At 62.1% G+C, this 18,350-nt stretch carries 19 protein-coding genes and 1 pseudogene; 7 read left to right on the top strand and 13 right to left on the bottom strand.

Translation table 11 applies throughout. The features are described 5' to 3' along the window. The first annotated feature begins 79 nt into the window (after positions 1 to 79). The gene (locus tag BLM15_RS30505) at positions 80 to 1,210 is read left to right on the top strand and encodes a YihY/virulence factor BrkB family protein (RefSeq protein WP_126116662.1); all 1,131 of its coding nucleotides are present in this window, start codon (positions 80 to 82) and stop codon (positions 1,208 to 1,210) included. 284 nt (positions 1,211 to 1,494) lie between these two features. Then, positions 1,495 to 2,572, top strand: a pseudogene (locus tag BLM15_RS30500) (5-(carboxyamino)imidazole ribonucleotide synthase). 1,213 nt (positions 2,573 to 3,785) lie between these two features. Here the strand turns inward: BLM15_RS30500 and BLM15_RS30495 are convergent. The 5 genes from BLM15_RS30495 to BLM15_RS30475 all read right to left on the bottom strand — a co-directional run bounded on the left by BLM15_RS30495 (position 3,786) and on the right by BLM15_RS30475 (position 8,289). Beyond that, on the bottom strand, positions 3,786 to 4,787 hold the full coding sequence (locus tag BLM15_RS30495) for a DUF72 domain-containing protein (RefSeq protein ID WP_126116661.1): 1,002 nt from the start codon (positions 4,785 to 4,787) through the stop codon (positions 3,786 to 3,788). 233 nt (positions 4,788 to 5,020) lie between these two features. Beyond that, positions 5,021 to 5,254 (bottom strand): hypothetical protein, encoded by a 234-nt coding sequence (locus BLM15_RS30490; RefSeq protein ID WP_126116660.1) that lies wholly within the window; start codon positions 5,252 to 5,254, stop codon positions 5,021 to 5,023. 185 nt (positions 5,255 to 5,439) lie between these two features. Continuing rightward, positions 5,440 to 6,105 (bottom strand): Crp/Fnr family transcriptional regulator, encoded by a 666-nt coding sequence (locus tag BLM15_RS30485; RefSeq protein WP_164547737.1) that lies wholly within the window; start codon positions 6,103 to 6,105, stop codon positions 5,440 to 5,442. Between the two features lie 116 nt (positions 6,106 to 6,221). Continuing rightward, entirely contained in the window at positions 6,222 to 6,521 is a 300-nt protein-coding gene (locus tag BLM15_RS30480) for a hypothetical protein (RefSeq protein WP_126116658.1), read from the bottom strand. Between the two features lies 1 nt (position 6,522). Continuing rightward, complete coding sequence (locus BLM15_RS30475; RefSeq protein WP_206734942.1) at positions 6,523 to 8,289, bottom strand: M20/M25/M40 family metallo-hydrolase; 1,767 nt, start codon at positions 8,287 to 8,289, stop codon at positions 6,523 to 6,525. A gap of 26 nt (positions 8,290 to 8,315) precedes the next feature. On the opposite strand from BLM15_RS30475, the gene BLM15_RS30470 reads away from it, so the two are divergent. Then, complete coding sequence (locus BLM15_RS30470; protein ID WP_126116657.1) at positions 8,316 to 8,888, top strand: DNA-3-methyladenine glycosylase; 573 nt, start codon at positions 8,316 to 8,318, stop codon at positions 8,886 to 8,888. 49 nt (positions 8,889 to 8,937) lie between these two features. Here the strand turns inward: BLM15_RS30470 and BLM15_RS30465 are convergent, their stop codons facing one another. After that, entirely contained in the window at positions 8,938 to 9,600 is a 663-nt protein-coding gene (locus BLM15_RS30465) for a DUF6766 family protein (protein ID WP_126116656.1), read from the bottom strand. 137 nt (positions 9,601 to 9,737) lie between these two features. After that, complete coding sequence (locus BLM15_RS30460) at positions 9,738 to 10,649, bottom strand: NAD(P)/FAD-dependent oxidoreductase (RefSeq protein WP_126116655.1); 912 nt, start codon at positions 10,647 to 10,649, stop codon at positions 9,738 to 9,740. 100 nt (positions 10,650 to 10,749) lie between these two features. Between BLM15_RS30460 and trhA the strand changes: the two genes are divergently transcribed. From trhA to BLM15_RS30445, 3 genes are all read left to right on the top strand, one after another. Further along, on the top strand, positions 10,750 to 11,427 hold the full coding sequence (trhA, locus tag BLM15_RS30455) for a PAQR family membrane homeostasis protein TrhA (RefSeq protein ID WP_236846827.1): 678 nt from the start codon (positions 10,750 to 10,752) through the stop codon (positions 11,425 to 11,427). A gap of 134 nt (positions 11,428 to 11,561) precedes the next feature. Then, positions 11,562 to 12,506, top strand: a complete 945-nt coding sequence (locus BLM15_RS32090; RefSeq protein ID WP_236846826.1) for a hypothetical protein — start codon at positions 11,562 to 11,564, stop codon at positions 12,504 to 12,506. Then, on the top strand, positions 12,503 to 13,009 hold the full coding sequence (locus tag BLM15_RS30445) for a hypothetical protein (RefSeq protein WP_126116653.1): 507 nt from the start codon (positions 12,503 to 12,505) through the stop codon (positions 13,007 to 13,009). The genes BLM15_RS32090 and BLM15_RS30445 overlap by 4 nt, the downstream gene beginning before the upstream one ends. 15 nt (positions 13,010 to 13,024) lie before the next feature. Here the strand turns inward: BLM15_RS30445 and BLM15_RS30440 are convergent, their stop codons facing one another. From BLM15_RS30440 to BLM15_RS30425, 4 genes are read right to left on the bottom strand one after another with little or no spacing between them, the layout of a single operon-like run. Further along, positions 13,025 to 13,504 carry a DUF2269 family protein gene (locus tag BLM15_RS30440; protein WP_126116652.1) on the bottom strand — a complete coding sequence of 160 codons (480 nt, stop codon included), beginning with the start codon at positions 13,502 to 13,504 and terminating at the stop codon, positions 13,025 to 13,027. Further along, entirely contained in the window at positions 13,504 to 14,796 is a 1,293-nt protein-coding gene (locus BLM15_RS30435) for an SDR family oxidoreductase (protein ID WP_126116651.1), read from the bottom strand. The genes BLM15_RS30440 and BLM15_RS30435 overlap by 1 nt, the downstream gene beginning before the upstream one ends. A gap of 36 nt (positions 14,797 to 14,832) precedes the next feature. Continuing rightward, positions 14,833 to 15,105, bottom strand: coding sequence for a hypothetical protein (locus BLM15_RS30430; RefSeq protein WP_126116650.1), 273 nt, complete (start codon positions 15,103 to 15,105; stop codon positions 14,833 to 14,835). Between the two features lie 57 nt (positions 15,106 to 15,162). Then, entirely contained in the window at positions 15,163 to 15,723 is a 561-nt protein-coding gene (locus BLM15_RS30425; RefSeq protein ID WP_126116649.1) for an ATP-dependent Clp protease proteolytic subunit, read from the bottom strand. A gap of 540 nt (positions 15,724 to 16,263) precedes the next feature. On the opposite strand from BLM15_RS30425, the gene BLM15_RS30420 reads away from it, so the two are divergent. Next, positions 16,264 to 16,776: a DUF4142 domain-containing protein gene (locus BLM15_RS30420; RefSeq protein ID WP_164547736.1), complete on the top strand. Its 513-nt coding sequence runs from the start codon at positions 16,264 to 16,266 to the stop codon at positions 16,774 to 16,776. A 279-nt stretch (positions 16,777 to 17,055) separates the two neighbouring features. On the opposite strand, the gene BLM15_RS30415 is transcribed toward BLM15_RS30420, so the two are convergent. Both BLM15_RS30415 and BLM15_RS30410 read right to left on the bottom strand, forming a co-directional pair. Further along, on the bottom strand, positions 17,056 to 17,565 hold the full coding sequence (locus BLM15_RS30415) for a ferritin-like domain-containing protein (protein ID WP_126116647.1): 510 nt from the start codon (positions 17,563 to 17,565) through the stop codon (positions 17,056 to 17,058). A 61-nt stretch (positions 17,566 to 17,626) separates the two neighbouring features. Then, complete coding sequence (locus BLM15_RS30410; RefSeq protein WP_126116646.1) at positions 17,627 to 17,917, bottom strand: con-10 family general stress protein; 291 nt, start codon at positions 17,915 to 17,917, stop codon at positions 17,627 to 17,629. Positions 17,918 to 18,350: the final 433 nt, after the last annotated feature.

Here is an 18,350-nt window from a genome sequence, read left to right as displayed (position 1 = left end):
CTACAAATATTGAGCTCCAGACGCGGAACCACGGCCTTCGGCAAGCGTTGCCGCCTTGGGCTCTCCCCTGACGGTCGTTATGAACAAAGCCGAAAAACAAGCAGGTTCAGTCCGGAAGCGTCTGAGCGCCCGGCAGCTCGACATTAGCCTGCGTGACGCTGCCAGAGATCTCGGCTTTATTGGTCTTGGTGCTGCTTTGGCACTGCTCCTCGTTCCCGGTCTGGTTGGGGGCAGCTCCAAACGCGAGCAAAGAGAGAAAGGCGAACGCCCGCTCAGGTCCCGCAATGGCGAAGATGCGGTCTCTCCCACCCAGATCCCGCCGGCGGGATGGTACGAGATCGCAAAGCGGACATACTATGAAGTAGACCGCGACCGCGTTCTCGCAGTCGCAGCGGGGGTGACCTTCTATGGTCTGCTGGCGGTGTTTCCTGCGCTTGCCGCCTTCATCAGCCTCTATGGCTTGATCGCTTCGCCCGAAACCGTCGTGGAGCACCTATCGATCTTGGCGACGATTATGCCGGCGGATGCCTACGAACTCCTCCGGGAACAGTCGCTGAAGCTCAGCAGTCAGGGCGAAGGTAAGCTTGGGATGTCCCTCATCATCAGCCTTGCTCTATCGATTTGGAGTGCAAATGCGGGGATGAAGGCCGTGTTCGATGCCTTGAACGTTGCCTATGGCGAGGATGAGAAACGCGGCTTCGTGGCGCTCAATCTCATTTCACTCGCTTTTACAGCGGGCGTGCTGATTTTTGCCCTCGTCGGCGGTTTCGCGGTCATCGCCGTCCCGCTGCTGCTCGAGTGGCTCTATCTCGGGCCGGTGGCCGAACCGATCATCCAGGTTGGCCGCTGGCCCATGCTGATCGTCGTACTCGCGGCCGGTCTGTCAGTGCTTTACCGTTTCGGCCCGAGCCGCGATCAGGCGCAATGGCGTTGGGTCAGTCCTGGCGCGATCGTCGCCGTCCTTGTCTGGATTTCCGCGTCGATCAGCTTCTCCTGGTACGTCGCGAATTTCGAGAATTACGACAAAACCTACGGCACGGTCGGCGCCGCGATCGGACTGATGATGTGGATGTGGATTTCGGCGACCATCATCCTTGTCGGTGCCGAACTGAACGCCGAATCGGAACGGCAAACGGATAGGGACACGACGCGAGGCCCGCCGGCCCCCATCGGGCTACGCGGGGCCGACGTCGCCGACCGCAAGCAATAGCCTGGCCCGGGACCAAAGAGCGCGATGGGATCGACGACACGCGTGGACGAGGCATGATAGCGGGCGTGATTGCCATGTCGAGCGGCAAGCTATCTCGAGGCAATGAACATGACAGCTTCAAGCGCTCGGGATGAATAGTTGCGATGCAATCGACGCAATTGATTTTCAGGGTAGTGCTGGACGACTACCGAGTGTCTGATCACTAGTCTCGAGCACCACGCGAGCCTTGCCTGAGCCAATAAACTGGGGCATCTCGGCGACGCGTTGTGATGGAGGGACATAGAATGCAGCAGGCGCCGCACACTTTCGGCCCAGGGAGCAGACTGGGCATTTTGGGCGGGGGTCAGCTTGCACGCATGATTGCTCTCTCCGCCGCGGAGCTTGCCATAAGCTGTCACATCTTCACGCCTGAGGCGCACAGCCCAGCCGGGGATGTCGCTGTGCAAGTAACGGTGGCGAATTACGACGACCAGCTTGGACTTGTGAAGTTTGCAAGGAACGTCGATCTCGTGACTTACGAGTTTGAGAATGTTCCTGCGGCGACGGCGACGATTCTAGCCGCCCTGCGTCCCTTGCACCCCAACGCAAATGCGCTGAAAACCACCCAAGATCGCTTGCTCGAAAAGAACTTCGTCACACAGCTGGGCCTGCCAGTCGCTGAAGGTAGACACGCTGGAAGACCTTGTTCGCGGCGTGCAAAGGCTCGGCACCCCATGCATTCTGAAGACACGTCGCTTCGGATATGATGGCAAAGGGCAGGTAAAGATTACTAGCGAAGCCGGGTTGGGCGAGGCGCTCGATCAAATTTCCGGCGCGTCAGCTGTGCTCGAAGCCCATGTGTCATTCACGAAAGAGATCTCGGTCGTAGGCGCTAGGACGGCGGACGGGAATTTCAAACCCTTCGATGTATGTGAAAATTCGCATCGTGATCATATCTTGGCAACAACACGGGTTCCAGCCAACGTTCTTCCAACAACTCGCGACATAGCAACTTTGGCTGCAAAGCAAATCGCAGAAGCCATGGACTATGTCGGAGTTCTGGCAGTTGAGATGTTCGTGATTGGCGACGAAACCAACGAAAATATAATAATTAATGAGATCGCGCCGCGCATCCACAATTCCGCTCACTGGACGAGTGATGGCGCCGAGACCTCCCAGTTCCAGCAACACGTCAGGGCAATATGCGGGTTGCCGCTGGGTTCGGTTGGCAGGCGAGGAGCGATCGAGATGGAGAACATTGTCGGTGATGCAGCGGACAAATGGCTAGAAATTCTTCTTGAGCCCAATTCTCACCTACATCTATACGGTAAACGCGAAACCCGCCCGGGGCGCAAAATGGGGCACGTCACTCGCATTCGGTAGAACTATGATTGGTTTATCCCTGCGGGCGGCAGCTGACCCCGCACGAAGGCTGACCGGCGTCACAACGCGGACAGCCGATGTCGGGCGCCGCATCCTGCCCGGTAACCGCCGCCAACCGGCCAGCTTGACGTCGATCACGAGGTCCCGCCGGCGGAGCACGGAGGCCGACGGCGCCTCTCTTTGGCTCCATTGCGTTGGAGGTCGATTCGACCCACGGGTTACCTCGTCCGGGCGCGACGCCGGATCTTTACGCGGAAAGCACCGCCTGCCCTCGATTGACCACGGTATTTTGCTCTGAGCGAGGACGGAAGGGCGCCCCGAGGCCGGCATGGCACACGCGGACTTCGGCGCCGTCTACGAGCGAGGAACCGAGCCGTATTGCCAGGAACCCTTGGTCCAACTTTGTGTTACTGTTCGCACGCCTTGCTTATGGTTCCATCCCGAACGGCATTCCACGGATCCGGAGCGCCGCTCTCTCCGACACCGGAGGAACGATATGGCCAATCCTACCAAGCGTACTCGGCGCGACACAACAACCGCAACCTCGCCGAAAAAGCAGGAGGCTCGGAAGCAGGACGGGGACAAGCCGTTACCTGCAGACGGCGATGATAGACGAGCTGAACAAGGCAGCTATTCCGACAAAGCCTCATCAGGACGCAAGATGTCATAGGCCTCAGTGTGGCGCAAAGCCTTTAGACACGGTGCGCCTGTGCGGCCTCAGGCAGCAACGCGCGGCCTGCGACCGCGAGCTGCTTGTCGCTTTCGATTCGACCGCGCTACTCCGTCGTCTCAGTCGAGCACCGGTCGATGGCAAAGCCGCTGTTGTCAAATATTATCGTGCTCCTGTCTGTCTCATGAGTCTGCTGGATTTGCGCCTGGTACAGCTCAGCCGGTAATCCGCCACGCTCGAATGCAATAAGGACCTTGGGGCGAGGCGGACAAGGCGAGGCGTTTACGGACTGGATGGAGCCCGTCCATCTTACTTCTTGCCGCCAACAGCCTGCGGGAACGTAGCGAAGGGAGCCGCGCGACCAACCGGCCGTTGCAGCGGCGGCAGCGCTCGCTTCGATTTGCGCGCGCAACCATTGTAAGAGACTGGATGGACCATCTATGAGCCTGGTCGAGGAACCTAATAGGCACCGCGTCTCATGACGGCGGCTTGCCTGGGCACGCTCCGCCGTAGTAGATGCCCGTCCCTAGCCGAATCAGCTGCCTATTTCGTAGTTGAGTGGGAATCTGCATACGTTGCCATCGGCTCAGCGCGGGTGACGCCTTCAATCGCAGCGGCCTGCTTGTCCCCTTCGGGATTCCAAGCCAGCTTCAGCACCCGCATCAATGTCGCGGCATCGCCCGGTGCATGGCGTTTGTCAGTATTGTCAAAGAATACGAAGACATCTCGAGGCTGAGAGGGGCTTGCATCGGCGTCGCCGACAAACTCGCCGTCGCGCATTGGCTCTCCGCTCGCCCAGGCTTGAAAGCGCGCCGCCCAACGTTCCAGTTCCGCCTTCTCGTAGCGCGAGCGATAGAGTTCTGCCGAGCCGTGCAGCCGGCAATAGACGAAATCGCCGGTCAGATCCATCAGCCGGGGCCACTCGACCGTGTCGGCGCAAACCAGCGCTACCCCGTAATGACGCAGCAGGTCGATGAAAATTGGGTCGCGAAAACTGTCATGACGAATCTCGATCGCGTGCCGCACCGGCTGATTCGCGCCCGCCCGCAGCCAAGCTCGACCTGCCAGTCGCTCGTCATGGCGTCCCGCCAGGGCAGCTGCCGCCTGTGTGTCCTGCGGAAGCAATGCGAGGAAATCTTCCATCAAGGCTGAGTCGAAGCGGAAATTCGGCGGAAACTGCCAGAGCAGCGGGCCCAGCTTTGACCCAAGCTGGAGTAGGCCGGACGCAAGGAAGTTGGCGAGCGGCGTTTCGATGTCCCTAAGCCGGCGCATATGCGTGATGTAGCGCGATCCCTTGATGGCGAAGACGAACCCGTCGGGCGCCGCCTGCGCCCAGCGCGCGAAGGCACCCGGTTTTTGAAGCCCGTAGAACGTGCCGTTGATCTCCAAGGTCGGAAACTGCCGAGCCGCGAAGGCAAGCTCGTTTTTCTGCACCAGTCCTTTCGGATAGAAGTGTCCGCGCCAGGGCGAATACGTCCACCCAGACACACCGATGCGGATCGCCGCCGGCTGTGGCTGACACACGCGTTTCGCTCGCTTGCTCATAGCCAGGCCTCATCCAGGCGTGGGCAACGGCCAACGCAATTCATCGAAGATGCTCGCGGCAAACGCCCAGCTGCTCACCCCTGTTCCGGGCGGCCCATTCGGTGTGCCCGCACGACGCAACGGAGCCTCTTACGTCAGGTGGCATCCAAGCCTAGCCCGACGAAAACTTTCAGATTACCGGAATGCGCTGGCTGCCGGCATTTCGCAGCGCGGGTGAGCGGCGGCGACTGACTTCAGCCACGCAGGTCGATGAAGCGGGTCACTACGCGTCGAACCAGCTCCTCGTCTGAGACTGACTGAGACATGAGACCCGCCACGATCTGCGCCGCTCGGGCGCGCTCGCCTTCTGGCGCGCCGTGGAAGGTTACGCCGAGTCGCTCGATTTCGCTCCAGGCCTGATCCAGGGCCGCCTGGGCTCGAGCAATTTCAATGGGGTCGCTAAGGGATGAGAATGGCATGGCGTCCATGTCGGATGCAGCTGGCAGCTGCGCATTAACATGGATTAATGTGGGCGCGCGGCCAGGACGCTGGGGAGGCTTTGGTCGTTCAGCCTGACGTTCTTCGTGCGGATAATCGAATCTCCGGGGCATTCTTGTCAAAGAGCAAAGGGAACGGCAAGCCCGACCCCATGGATATGCGCGGCTGCTCTTCGTCAGGACGCCTGGGCACGCCGCGGAATGAACGCACCTCCGAACCGGGAGAGCGCCTGACGATCAAGGATTTGAACTTTGCCCCGGCTCGATCGGATGACATGATCACCTTCCAGAACGTGCATTGCGACTGTCACACCTGAGCGCCGGACACCAAGGAACTCCGCGAGATCATGATGTGTGACAGAAAGTGCTTCGCTGCCCAGGGCATCGCAACAGCTGGCGAGCCAGCGCGCGACACGCTTCTCCAGCGACAGGGCGAGGCTCGCACCCGCTTCTGACAGGAAGTCGGCAGACGTCCGATAAGCGTATTGCAGCAACCGGTCGTAAAGGCTGCGATCTCGTGCCAAGGCACGCGACAATGATCCAAGACCAAGGCGAACCGCATTGCCGCTTCTGAGCACGACCGCATCTAGCACAGGAAAGCTCGGCAAGAGGACTTGGTGGACGCCAACCACATCTCCTCGTCGCGCAATTCCCACAGGAATGCGCGCCTGCCCGCGAACCATCGTCAAGGAAACGGCCGAGTCGAGCGGAAAATAAATGGCTTCGTCCCGCAGCGAGCTCCCCTTGTTCAGACAGACGAGTTCGCCGGCGCCGGACAGCTGCTCACCCGAATCGGGCAATAAACACGGTGACGTCTCTTTCCCCCCGAGCGCGGCTTCCATGAGAGGCTCCATGCATCGGTATCGAAATCAACCCCGGTTCGGAATTTGGCGCATTAACCTGAGTTAAGCGCCATAAAGACGGCATACGATCTGATCAGGAACGATGGCCGACAAAGCTACAGAACCTTGGCCCCTCTTTCGTCCGCTGGCGTGCCCGATTTGGGCTCAGCACCTGCGATCGGCAACCCGGCATCCATGGTCGGTTCGACGGAAGACGTCTCCTGCGGTTCCACTTGCACGGCGACAAGGGATGAACCGTCGGTCAGATCCTGAGCTTGCCGGTTGGCATCCGCTTCCGGCACGCCAGCATCGACCAGGGCGCCTGCGGTGCCGCCGGCGAGTCTCCCCCAGCGGCCACCATAAACCAGCCTGCCGCGCGGATGGGACGCACCAACGAAAGCAGGGCGACCGTTCATGTCATACCGACCAGTGGCGACCGGCAAACTTTGTGGTCACCGCGCCGGGGTCCGGGGTGATCGTCCTGAACCGCGCTCGCGCCACGTCCAGCAAAAGGCGCGGCAAAAGATCGAAAGCGTATCTGGTCTCCACCCGCTCCAGCGCCGTATGATAATCGCGGCCCCAGGGCCCGATGTTTACCGTGGGAACGCCGATCACCGCGCCCGACCAACGCACGCCACTGTCCCAGGCGGGCGTGTTTTCAGCGATGAGACCAAGGCTCTGCGTATCGGCCTGCCCGAGAAAACTCATGTCCGATATCCCGGGAAAATGCCGACACAATCCGACCACTGTATCACGGGTCGCCATCGTTTGAGCGCGCGCGACCTCGATGGCCGCGAACATTGCCTGGGCCTGGTCGCTTTGGTCCATCTCGACATGCGGATAGGGCAGCGAGCCGAAGCCGATGACCACCGCCGGCCCGCTACGGCCGGCGAGCTGCCAAGCTCTAAACGTTAGTTTTTCGTTCTGGTCCGGCAGCGAGAGCCCATCGCATGACAGCTGCCGTGCCATCTGCTTCAGACCATCAGCGTTCGAAGGATCGCGGCTAGCTTCTGCGACGACCGCCGAGGCCCGGAAGATCGGAATGTCCTGCGGCGTCGAATTGGTTGTCGTCGCGAAAGCCTGCCGTTCGGCGAGGGTTCGGGCAAAAGCCGCCACGGCATCCCTGATCAGGTCCTCGAAGGCGCCAAGCACGTCGGCCGCGGCGCGGCCCATGGTCAGGATATTCCAGCTCGCGAAGCAAGCATCGGGTGTCGTGACGTCGTAATGACGCTTGCTGTCCTTGAGGCTGAGCAGCGTCGGTGGAATGCCAGGCTCGCCGTCCGGTCTGTCAGTCAACTCCGTCGCCCATTCCAGGCGCGACGCGATCGCCCCGGCGATCGCTGCTGCGTTGATCCCCTGTAGCGGGTGGCTGGCATGGGTCGGTTGCCCGATTACCAGCGCCGTCGGCAGGAGCTTGCCAACGCTGCCGAGCGCCACGGAGCGACCCAGTGTCCCGTCTCCCCTATCGCCTATGCAATCGAGGTTGATCGCGCCGACGAGGCGAATGCCGCGCTCCTGCACGATCTGCGGCATCGCCGTTGCCAGCGCGCGCGCGCCGACCGAATTCACCTCTTCGTCCGGTACGGCGACAAAAAGCAAATTTCCCAGCCGCTCGGAGCTTTGCAAGAATTCTTCGATCGCGGCCAGTCCGGCAGCGAGGCCCGCCTTCATATCGAGGAGCCCGCGCCCAGGCAGAAAAAGGCCGCTTTCGAGATCGCGTTTTGCAAGTTCCTCTGCCGGCGTCGCCGGCGATCGAAGCTGCCGAAGCAGCGCCTCCCGCAGCGGCTCTGGGTCGGTCGCAAGCTCGCGCAGCTCGCCATAATCGTCGACGGGCACAGTATCAAAGTGCCCGGTTAACAATAGGGCTTTGTCTCCCTTGCCACGAGCGAGTACCGCAAGGCAGCTGCGGCCGAGCACGTCATCCGGTGCCGGGATTAGCCACACCTCGCAACCTCGCCAGAGGAGGGAGGCTCGCAATCTCTCCGCCAGCGCTGCTGGCAAATCACGCTCGCCCTGCGTTCCCGTAACGCTGGCAAATCGCGTCAGCCAGATCGCCCAATCGCGCGCCCGATCCGCAATTGTCATCATCGTCGTGCAGATTCCCGTCTCTGTTACGCCCCTGGTCGAAAATTGGGCGACCGAGCCTAGATTCTCCTTTTTGCATGATCGTTCCTTCGCCACCATGCAGGCCTGCGGCGGAGTTGGACAACATGGCATTCCTTGCGGTTGATTTGGACGCACTCGAACTGGCGCCACATCTGATTGGAGCTGTGCTTCTCGTCGACGGTGTTGGCGGAACGATCGTCGAGACCGAGGCTTATCTGAGCAGCGATCCGGCCTCGCACAGCTTTCGGGGCCCGACGCAGGCCAACAGGGTGATGTTCGGCCCGCCCTGGCGTGCCTATGTTTATCGGTCATATGGCTTGCACTGGTGTTTTAACGTCGTCGCAGCTGATTACGGTGCGGTGCTGATCAGGGCGCTGGCGCCAGAACAGGGGGTGGAGCGGATGATCGCGCGACGTGGCACTAGCGCATACCTCTGCGCGGGGCCAGGACGCCTGGCGCGGGCGCTGGGGTTAACCTCGCGCCATAACGGCTTGAGCCTGGCAGAGCCGCCTTTCGCCATCGTTCCGCGTGACAGTGAACCGGAAATCCTGCGTGGGCCGCGCATCGGCATTTCCAAGGCTGCGGAGCGACCCTGGCGCTTTGGCCTTGCCAGGTCCCCGCATCTCAGCAAACCGTTCGAGCGCCGGCAACGGACGAGGCCGGGCCAGAGTCCATGAGGCAACTGGTCTGCCTTAGTCCGAGAGCCGACGCGGATTGGAGGCAAAACTATGCGCCGGTCGTAGCGTGAGACACGTTGACGGCCTTTGACTCAGGCGAGCCCTTTTGACGTAGAAAGATCGACAAGACGACGATCACCGCCGTCGAGAGGAACTCTGATTGCCAGTTTTGGAAGGACTCGAACCAGAACCGACTGTCGAGAAGATAGTCTGCCGCGGCCAGATGCGGTTGGCCATGCTGGAGGGCTTCGGCATTCGCCGCGTGCAGGCTTCCCCAAAAATGAAGCCCGAACGAAATCAGAAAAAGCAGAATCAGGGTAATGCCTAGTGACCGCGCGTAAAGTGCGCGTTTCCAACCTCCTTGTCGTGCGGGCCATGGACTATCGGACCCGAGCGGCACCTCATCCTCCCTTTCATCTGGATCCTTCGACTCGGCCGATCCGCGCTGCACCAACACCGCGGTCAACACGACATACGACGCCATCTGGAGAAACTCGCTCTCCCAGTTCTCGAACAGGGCAGATATGAAGGATCCACCCGTGAGATACTCCAAGAACGGTGTCGAGGTTACGCCGTGAACGGCGCGCTCTTGGTTATGGGCGTGCCAGCCTGTCCACGCCATCCCGGCAAGGCTGCCTATGAACAGCGCCATCAGCACGATGGTCAGGCCGTTATCGCGGAGAATATGCTGCCTGGATTCCTGCGAGCGCATTGGCTCTCCTTTCCGCGTCGGCCGCAGAGAGGGGCCTTGCACCTACAATCCGGGAGCCAAAGGGCGAGTTCCCCGAACGACGCCATGTTTATGAAGCGTGCGGGGCCCGCAGAGTTGACGCTTCAAGCGTCGCGCCTCTAGCGAAATCTCGGACTGGACAAAGCGAGGTCATTCCGGATGGTTGTGGCGGCCACTCCGGCTTCTCCCATCGCGTGACTGATCTGATCGAGACCGATCACGACGTCTCCTGCTGCATATAGTCCGGCAATGCTGGTGCGTTGGTGGCTGTCGACCTTGATGCAGCCATCTTCCGTCACGGCCGCTCCGAGCAAGGTCGCAAGTTCCGAGTGGACGACAGATCCCAGGGCTGGGTAGACGGCCTCGAAGCAGACCCGCCCAGTCGCCGATGACATGCTCAAGCCGCCTGCTTCGAGCTGAAAATCCTGGGCCGGGCCGCCAATGACCCGGACCCCGATGGTGGTGAGTCGTGCGGCGATGGCCCCGGGCAGGTCGCCGCGCTCGTTCAGGACGAGACTGACGCGGTCGGTAAACGACCTCAGAAATTCGCACTCTTTCGCCGCGCGAGCATCGGAGCCAATTACCCCGACGTCCTGGCCCGTGACCTCGTAGCCGTCGCACACCGGGCAATAGCGAAGACGTCCTAGGCTCAGCGCCTCGGCGTGCAGTGCGTCATCGATGGGAGGGCGACAATTCGTGACGCCGGTCGCGATCAGCACCGAGCGCGCACTGAACGCGTGGCCGTCTCCCCGGGCCGAGAACCCGAGTCGATCGCGGTCGATTTCGTCGATCTGGCAATCGACGATCTGCGAGCCATACCTGACTGCTTGCGCACGCATGCGCGTCAGGAGGCCGCGACCCGAAATGCCATTCGGAAAGCCAGCATGATTTTGAGAGCAAGTGATCTGCAAGGCCCGGCTCTGGCGCCCGTCCGCAACGGCGACGGTCAAGTGAAATCGCGCAAGATAAATCGCCGCCGTAAGGCCGGCAGGTCCGCCGCCGATGATAAGGCAATCAAGCTGTTCAGGCATCACGATCCCATCAGCGGCCAATCATTCAAGCCAATACAACGCGCGAGAACGACGTTGGATCTATGAGAGGCGCTACGGGTTAGAGCGTCACGGCACGAGCTTGAAAGGGTACGAATTGCACCAACCAATACGAGGGCGCTTCCACTTCAATCGCGCCGAGCTTTGGGCGGACGGCCTGGTTCATGGGCTCGGAATCATGTTGGGGATTGGCGCGGTCGCATTCCTGATCGCGCGGGTCGTCGCAGCAGACCCGATGCCTGGTCTGATCCCGGTTGTGATCTACAGCTGCGCGTTGATGGCAGTCCTCCTTATCTCCGCCGTCTACAACATGTGGCCAGTTTCGCCGATGAAATGGCTGATCCGACGCTTCGATCACTCGGCGATCTACGTCCTGATCGCGGGCACCTACACGCCTTTCCTGGCCAGGATGGGCGAGGGCGCGGTGGCGCACATCCTTCTTGCTGCCGTCTGGATCGCGTCGGCCGCCGGGGTCCTGCTCAAGGTCGCCCTTCCCGGCCGGTATGATCGCCTGTCCATCGCGCTCTATCTGCTCATCGGCTGGAGCGGCGTATTCGCCTGGGAGAGTGTCGCCCAGCTCCCTGGCATGGCCTTGTGGCTGATCGTGACTGGCGGCCTGCTTTACACACTGGGCGTGGTCTTTCACGTCTGGCATGCCCTGCCCTTCCAGAACGCCATCTGGCACAGCTTCGTGCTTGCGGCTTCCGGTTGCTTCTACGGAGCCATCTTTCAGGCCTATGCAGTTTCGGCGTCGACTTGAAGCGGAGCGTGCTTGACCGAGCCGACGGATCAGCATTTCGGTCTCGTTCGTACGCTGCCGCACCAAGCCGGGTCATAGGTCCGAACCTTCCGTCCAGTAGCGGGTAGTCACAGCAGGCCCGGGAGGCACCTGCCATGACAATGACGATCCGAAGCCAGGATGAATACAGGACCGCGCTGACGCGTATCCGTGCGTTGCGGACGAGCCCGGCGACGGTCGCTGAGACGAGCGAACTCAAGGCGCTCCTCGGGGCGGCGGACGATTGGCACCGGAATAGCGGTGGCGAAGCTGCCGGAGAGCGCGACGATCTCGCAGCCCTCTCCGTTCAGACCAGTTCGACATTTGCCTTGGAAATGGCTAGCCGTTTCCCGGGAACCGACTGGGTCGCCGACCTCGCCGACCTGCTCGGCAAAAAGCGCGACTATGTCGAATGGCATCTGCAACATGACGTCATGCCGCCCGAGGACTTGCTGCTGGCTGCGCTCCGCCTGATCGAAGGCGAAAGGCCTTCGCAGCGCAGAGCTGCTGAAGAGGGCGTTGAGAGATCCCCTCCGGGGACCGAAGCGGCGCCGCCACTTCCGAGCGTCGATGAGCACCCGGCGCGCGGAAGGAAGACAGCTCTCCTCGGGTCGCTGCTGACTGCTCTTGCCACCGGCACGGCGATCAGCGTCGTGACGAGCGGTGTCCTGGCGTTCCTGGCGCGGATGGAGGGGCGGTCAGCCGTTCGGCCGCTCAATTCCACCAGCCATTGGTACTGGGGTGACGCTGCCGGGCGCTCGCGACGGGTCGATACGGCCCACACAGTCCTCGGCTTCGTCACCCATCATGGCGCCTCGGTTCTCTGGGCCGCGGTCTACGAAGGGCTGCGCCGGCAGCGGCCCGGCCGCCCTGCGCTTGGCGATGCCGTGGCCGTCTCGGCTCTCGCTGCATTTGTCGACTACGCGGTGGTGCCCAAGCGGCTGACGCCAGGGTGGGAAAAAGTGGTCAGCCCAGGCGCCATCGGCATAACCTATGTCGCGATGGCTCTTGCGCTCGCGGCCTCGTCTCTGGGAACCCGCGGCGGGAGTAAGGCGCGATGAGCAGCCTCGGCGGCCGCATTGTCCTGGGCGCGCTGGCGGGCCTGGTGGCTACGCTGCCGATGACGATTGCGATGAGGCGTCTGCACCGCGTGCTGCCGGACCACGAACGCTATCCCTTGCCGCCGCGGGAAATCGCCGAGGATCTGCCAAGCCTGGGCCTGCCAGTGTCGAGCGCCACGCTGCTCCAGCATTTTCTCTATGGCGGAGCTGGCGGTGCACTCTTTGCCGGTCTGTTTCGACGAGGAGGAATCGCAGCAGGCTCCGGCTACGGGATTGCTGTTTGGATCGGAAGCTATCTCGGCTGGGTACCGGCCGCGCGCATCCTGCGTCCCGCCACGCAACATCCGATGCGCCGCAACGTGTTGATGCTGGCTGTCCATCTCGTCTGGGGTGCTTGTCTGGCTGCCGGGCTTGCCGAGCTCGAAAATGCCGAGCGCGACAGCTTCTCGCTGTCCACCAGCCCCAATCCCAAATTGAAGGATCGCGCAGGACTGCAGGCCTGAGCGCGGCTCGCTGCGTCATCCAAATAGCGAAAAGCTTGGCCGGGCGATCATCAGCCAGAGGATGGCGAGGATGGCTCCGAACGCCGGAAAGCCGAAGACAAACCAGATCCAGAACAGGCGGTGATAGGCCGGAGGCAAAGCCTCGCCGGCGGCATCGGCCGCTTCTGCCAGATTACGCATCCGTATCTGGAAAACCAGCACTGGCAGCCAGAAGGCGCCGATCACCACATAGAGGATGGTCGACAGAACGATCCAGCCTTCAGCCAACGCGTAGCCGGCTTCGTGCGCGAGCCATACCCCGGTGATCGGCTGCATGATGACGGCGGTCGCCGTGAAGAGGAAATCGGCGGTGACCACAATGCGGGCTACGCCGGCGATCTTGCCGACATTGCCGGTCCGATGAGCCATCACCATGAAAAACGCGATGCCGGCTCCGGTGCCGATCAGCACAATGGCGCCGAGCAGATGCGCAAACTTCAGGATGAGGTAGGTCATCAGCGATCCTTCAGCGTGGCGAGCCCGACGAGGAGCAGCGCGATGACGGGGCCGATCTTGAGGAGCGGCGCCAGCGGATCGAGCCAAAGCCAAGGAGTGACGATCGTCCCCGCCAGGGCATACAGCGCGGAGACCACGATGCCGGCGATGAGAGCGGCACGTGTCGTGCGGCGGATCGCGATTCCAACGCCGATGAGTAGATCGGCGATTCCGCCGCCGATGACGACGAGCGCCGCGGTTGAACTGCTCAGCCTGTCCGCGAGCAAGCCAAGGCCGGCCCCATAGCCCGGCCCCAGAGAGGCGAGGCTCGAGCCCATCCAGAAAAGCACGAGACTGCCGAGTACCACGGGCTTCAGAAGGTAGAGCCGCGCAAACCAGCCCTCTTGCACCGAGGCCGGCCGCGCCATCAAAGCGGCCGAGAGCGATTTCGGCGCGATGCCGGTCAGGCGCTGCCAGTCCGAGGGATCGCCCACCGCCCCGCGCGCAATCTCACTCCGCGCGGTCGAGCGCACCGCAGGGCGCCAGCCGAGCCGCGCGGTGAAATCGCCGAGTCGGTAGAGACCCGCAGCCAGCCATGCCGGCAGGCGAAACTCAAAGGCCGGCCTGAACCCGAGCCAGCGCCTATATTGCCGTATGACATCGGGAAAACTCATCGCCTCGGGACCCACGAGCTCTAGCACCAGCCGGCTGGGGGAAGCAGGATCGATGAAGAAGATCGCTGTCGCCGCGACGTCGTCCAGTGTCACCGGCTGAATTGGCGCCGTGTCGGGCATGACCGGCAGGACCGGCAGCGCGGCGAGGCCGCGTATCAACGCACTGGCACCATAGGCAGGCGCGCCGAGCACGACGGAGGGTCGGAGAATGACCCAATCGAGATTGCTCGCCATCAAGGCGGTATCGCCGGCGAGTTTCGTTCGCGAAAACTCCGTAGGCGTCGCCCGATCCACGCCGATCGCGGAGAAATGGACGATGCGGCGTACACCGCTCGCGTGGCAGGCTGCGAACAAAGCTTGCGGCCCCTGGCTATGGGTATCGGCCAGGCGGTCGGTCGGCCCGCTTTGCAGCCCACCGGCGCAATTCACGACCGCATCGACCCCTGCAAGGTGCCTTGACCAATCCTCGGCGCGCGAACTGGCAAGATCGAGCCGGATCCACTCTAGGCCCGGCAGGCGACGCGCGCTCGCCCCGACATCTCGCGCCGCGCCCACGACCTGATGCCCGAGCACGGCAAGCTCGGCGGCGATCCGCGTGCCGATCAGGCCGGTCGCACCGATGATCAAAATCCGGCTCATGCTCGACCGCTCCGCGCCTCAGCGCCGGGCCGGACCTTAACGGGCCGCCAGAAAACCGACGAACAAGCCGGCGGCGGCCGCCCACCCCAAAGCTCGCATTGGCCGGGCGCGGATCTCATCGATCAGCATCTGCTGGACGTCGCCCACTCGTTCGTTGGTCGCTTCGACCATCCGGTCCGTATCGACGCCGAATTCCTTCAACGCCCCGGAGAAATTGCCATTGTCGCTGTCCGGCAAATCGGTGTCTTCAGCCAGCACGCCGGCGTTCAGTTGATCTTCGGTCGATGTACCGTTTGCTTGTCCCGCCATAGTGGCCTCCTGTTGAAAGTGATGGCTCCACCGAGATGTGGGCCGGGGTGATCAAGCTTAGACAATGCCCCCAATGAGGCCTTCGCTCAGCGCATCGCTAGCTGTGAGGTAATAATTGTTCCGAGCCCGCTTTTGCAGATCGTCCAGGCTGAGGTGACTGCCCTCGACGAACTCGGCGAAGCCCTCACACTCAAGGGTGTGCGCGGTGTCGAGTTCGGCCAGCACTTCACGGACAATTTGAGTATTGGCCCGGATCGGGCCGTTCAATTCGATCGGCTTGGTCAGCCGTCGTTCGTGACCTAGCAAAAGCGTGTCGGCCGTCAGATAGCGGTCGCCGACGGGGAACGCGGCCATGATCGTGATGCCCGCCGACATGACGGTCGTCTTGCCAATGAGTTTTGTCTGCAGCCCGCTCCAGGAACGGCACAGCCGGATTTCGAGAGCGATTCGACGCGCCGCATCGGCATCGCCGCCTTGTGTCGTCAGCTCGAGCACGATCGGCCCGCCGGTTTCCTTTGCACGGCTCAACTGGTCCAGAAAGCTATTCACCGCGTCATTGTCGATGGCTCCGAGAAGCCGGATGTTCGGCTTGGCGAGCTCGGCAGTCTGGCCATTCATGAGGAGGGGCTACTGGTTGATTGCAGGATAAGCGCTGCGCAAAGCACGCCCGCCGGAACAATCATGTCTTGCCGAAGCAGCCACGCGACCGCAGCTTCCGAGCGGCCGGAGAGCCGCGCCAAATCGGCAAGAATCGGACTGCCTGCAAAAAAATCCAGCTGGGATGCCAGCATGTTGCCGGTTGGAGGTGCCGAACCGAAAGCGCCGGATGATGGAGGGAAGGTTGGGGCATCGCACTGGCTCGCTTGGATTTGTGGAGCACGGCGATAACCTGCGCTGACCGTTCAGGTTGCGGGCTTGGGCATTTAGTGCGTTTGCGTACCGATGCAGCAGGCAAGGAGCTGCAGGCCGGCCGAGCGACCAGTCAGCGCTGGATCGTCAGAACGGCGTGTTGAAGTATTTCCGACTTTGTGCGCCGCCGTACCAAGCCGTGCGCCAGCCGAACGACCAGCCGGGCACCTTGTTTCTGATCACCCGGGTTCAGCGCGGCCGACCTGGCACAATGGCAGACAGGACACGGCCTGGCGCAGGAGCAGAATTATGGATCGGCGGATGCTTATTGGAGCGGCAGCACTGATCGTCACAAGCCCGGCAGTGGCTCAGAGCAAAAGCGGTCGGGATCGGGAGCTGCAGCACGCCACCGAGACATTGTCGGCCGGCGCGGCTGCAATCGACACCAGTAAGCTGGCGTTGCAGAAGGCGATACGTGAAGAGATCAAGCGGTTCGCCAGTTTTGAAATCGCCGAGCAGGAGGGGCTGCGGGATGTGCTGAGATCCCTGACCGACCTGCAGCACTCGAACTCGCCCCCGACAATGCCGAAGGTCGATGCCCAGACCACGACCCGCAACCTGGCGGAGACGAATGGTGAAAGTTTCGAGCAGGCCTATCTGGCCGAGCAGACCGCCGGACATAGGCAATTGTTGCAGATCCAGGAACGCTATCTGCAAAACGGCCAGGACCTAACGTTCCGCGCCGTGGCATCTCTCGCCCGCGGCCATATCCGCGAACATCTCGCCCAGCTTGAGATTCTTGAGGTTCGCCGTCGGTCGTGACGGTTGCGTCAGAGCGCGCGTCGCGGTCCCCGCTCGGGTCATGGGCGTCATCGAGATCTCGATGCGCTCCTGCGGGCCAAGCGAGAGCGTACTCAGCCAGCGGGAGCTTTATCAATTAGACGGAAGGCGCCAAATGTCATCGGCCGTGGCGAGGCGAGCGCTCGAACGACACTCGACACGCTTATACCTTCCGCGCGACCGAGCTGCCGGTACAGCCGCAGCTAAGCTGGATCGGCGGAAAGCTCGGCGCCAACGGGAGGCGGCGCCGATAACGATGGCTCAGCGTTGGGCCTCGAGTTCAGGTGTTTCCTCGCGCACCAGATAGCGTTGGGTGAGCGGCGCCAGATTTTCCGCAAGCCAGCGCGCCATTGCCTCTTCTTCGCCGAGAATGCGGGCACAGACGGCGCTTGTCTCGGGGTCGCCGACTTGCTCGGCCGCGGCGATCAGGATTCGGTAGGAGGCGATTTCCATCTGTTCGAAGGTGTAGCTCGCCAGCGCTCCCTTGATGATCTCGTCACCCACAAAGATGCCGCTCAAGCCCTGTCCGAAGGCGACGAATTTCCCCGCAAGGTCCTTGATGGTGGACGTGCCTCCACCGCGCCGCTGAATGCAGCTCTCGAGCTGGGACGCCTGCCGGCGCGTTTCTTCCAGGTGAGCTTCAATCTGCGCCTTCACGTCGGGATAATTCTCGATCCGCGTGGCGAGCGAGGACAACATGGTCTCGGCCTGCTGTTCCATGGCGTGAGCGTCCCGCAGCCATTCCATGAGCCGTTCTTCTGCGTGAGCCATGACGTAATCTCCTGTCCAAGGAAAAAAGCCCCTTCCGGATTCCCGGAAGGGGCCACGCTGATTACTTCGTGCCGCCCTTGCGGCCGGCGTCCGCCGCGCGCTCGCGATCATTGGCGGAGTTGCCACTGCCACCACGCTGCCCGCCGCCCTGCTGACCGCGGTTGGAGTCGCCCCCCTGCTGCTGGCCGCCACTACTGTTCTCGCCGCCCTTCTTACCGGCTTCCGATGCAACCTCGCGATCCTGCTTGAAGCTCCGCTTTTCATCCGGCACGCTCCGGCCGCCTTTTGAGGCGATGTCGCGCTGCTTGTTCTCGTCCATGGACGCAAAGCCACGCTTGTCGTCGTTTGCCATTGGATTTTCCTCAGGTTGGGATGTGCCCGAGCCGCTGCCCGGTTACGGAAAGAACAGCGCAAAGCCGGAAGCGTTCAGCCCAGCTGAGGTGCGTACGGGGGCGCACCGTTCACGTGCAACGGCCACGGCCATGGCGACTCACATGGTCTCCAGCGCCTGCGTTTGCCAATCCATCAGCGCGTAGCTTTTGCTCAAGCTGGGCGGCATCGGGCGCAGCTGGATGAGATCAAATCGAGCCTTCTTGCGCCGCAGCGAGCGCGATCGGAGGCGACGGACTTGCTTTGTGGCCGATCAGGGACAGTGCGCAGGATAGCGAAATCTCATCCGGAGCACTGTTGAGGTTATCAACCCCTGCCGTGGACGACCGACCTCCTCGTTTTGCGTCAGCCCACCTCATGCGCCGCCGTGGCGAGGGCGATCGATTATCTGTGGT

It is taken from the genome of Bosea sp. Tri-49 (assembly GCF_003952665.1).
Taxonomy (GTDB): Bacteria; Pseudomonadota; Alphaproteobacteria; order Rhizobiales; family Beijerinckiaceae; genus Allobosea.
The sequence above is the reverse complement of the archived record's forward strand: the minus strand, read 5'-3'. Positions and strand labels throughout refer to the sequence as shown.

Coding starts and splice junctions, on each gene's coding strand:
- BLM15_RS30460 (WP_126116655.1), bottom strand. CDS start 10,649: ATGCCTGAACAGCTTGATTGCCTTATCATCGGCGGCGGACCTGCCGGC.
- BLM15_RS30410 (WP_126116646.1), bottom strand. CDS start 17,917: ATGGCAAACGACGACAAGCGTGGCTTTGCGTCCATGGACGAGAACAAG.
- BLM15_RS30445 (WP_126116653.1), top strand. CDS start 12,503: ATGAGCAGCCTCGGCGGCCGCATTGTCCTGGGCGCGCTGGCGGGCCTG.
- BLM15_RS30490 (WP_126116660.1), bottom strand. CDS start 5,254: ATGGACGCCATGCCATTCTCATCCCTTAGCGACCCCATTGAAATTGCT.
- BLM15_RS30505 (WP_126116662.1), top strand. CDS start 80: ATGAACAAAGCCGAAAAACAAGCAGGTTCAGTCCGGAAGCGTCTGAGC.
- BLM15_RS30435 (WP_126116651.1), bottom strand. CDS start 14,796: ATGAGCCGGATTTTGATCATCGGTGCGACCGGCCTGATCGGCACGCGG.
- BLM15_RS30425 (WP_126116649.1), bottom strand. CDS start 15,723: ATGAATGGCCAGACTGCCGAGCTCGCCAAGCCGAACATCCGGCTTCTC.
- BLM15_RS30485 (WP_164547737.1), bottom strand. CDS start 6,105: ATGGAAGCCGCGCTCGGGGGGAAAGAGACGTCACCGTGTTTATTGCCC.
- BLM15_RS30480 (WP_126116658.1), bottom strand. CDS start 6,521: ATGAACGGTCGCCCTGCTTTCGTTGGTGCGTCCCATCCGCGCGGCAGG.
- BLM15_RS30430 (WP_126116650.1), bottom strand. CDS start 15,105: ATGGCGGGACAAGCAAACGGTACATCGACCGAAGATCAACTGAACGCC.
- BLM15_RS32090 (WP_236846826.1), top strand. CDS start 11,562: ATGACAATGACGATCCGAAGCCAGGATGAATACAGGACCGCGCTGACG.
- BLM15_RS30495 (WP_126116661.1), bottom strand. CDS start 4,787: ATGAGCAAGCGAGCGAAACGCGTGTGTCAGCCACAGCCGGCGGCGATC.
- BLM15_RS30440 (WP_126116652.1), bottom strand. CDS start 13,504: ATGACCTACCTCATCCTGAAGTTTGCGCATCTGCTCGGCGCCATTGTG.
- BLM15_RS30470 (WP_126116657.1), top strand. CDS start 8,316: ATGGCATTCCTTGCGGTTGATTTGGACGCACTCGAACTGGCGCCACAT.
- BLM15_RS30420 (WP_164547736.1), top strand. CDS start 16,264: ATGGATCGGCGGATGCTTATTGGAGCGGCAGCACTGATCGTCACAAGC.
- BLM15_RS30415 (WP_126116647.1), bottom strand. CDS start 17,565: ATGGCTCACGCAGAAGAACGGCTCATGGAATGGCTGCGGGACGCTCAC.
- BLM15_RS30465 (WP_126116656.1), bottom strand. CDS start 9,600: ATGCGCTCGCAGGAATCCAGGCAGCATATTCTCCGCGATAACGGCCTG.
- BLM15_RS30475 (WP_206734942.1), bottom strand. CDS start 8,289: ATGGTGGCGAAGGAACGATCATGCAAAAAGGAGAATCTAGGCTCGGTC.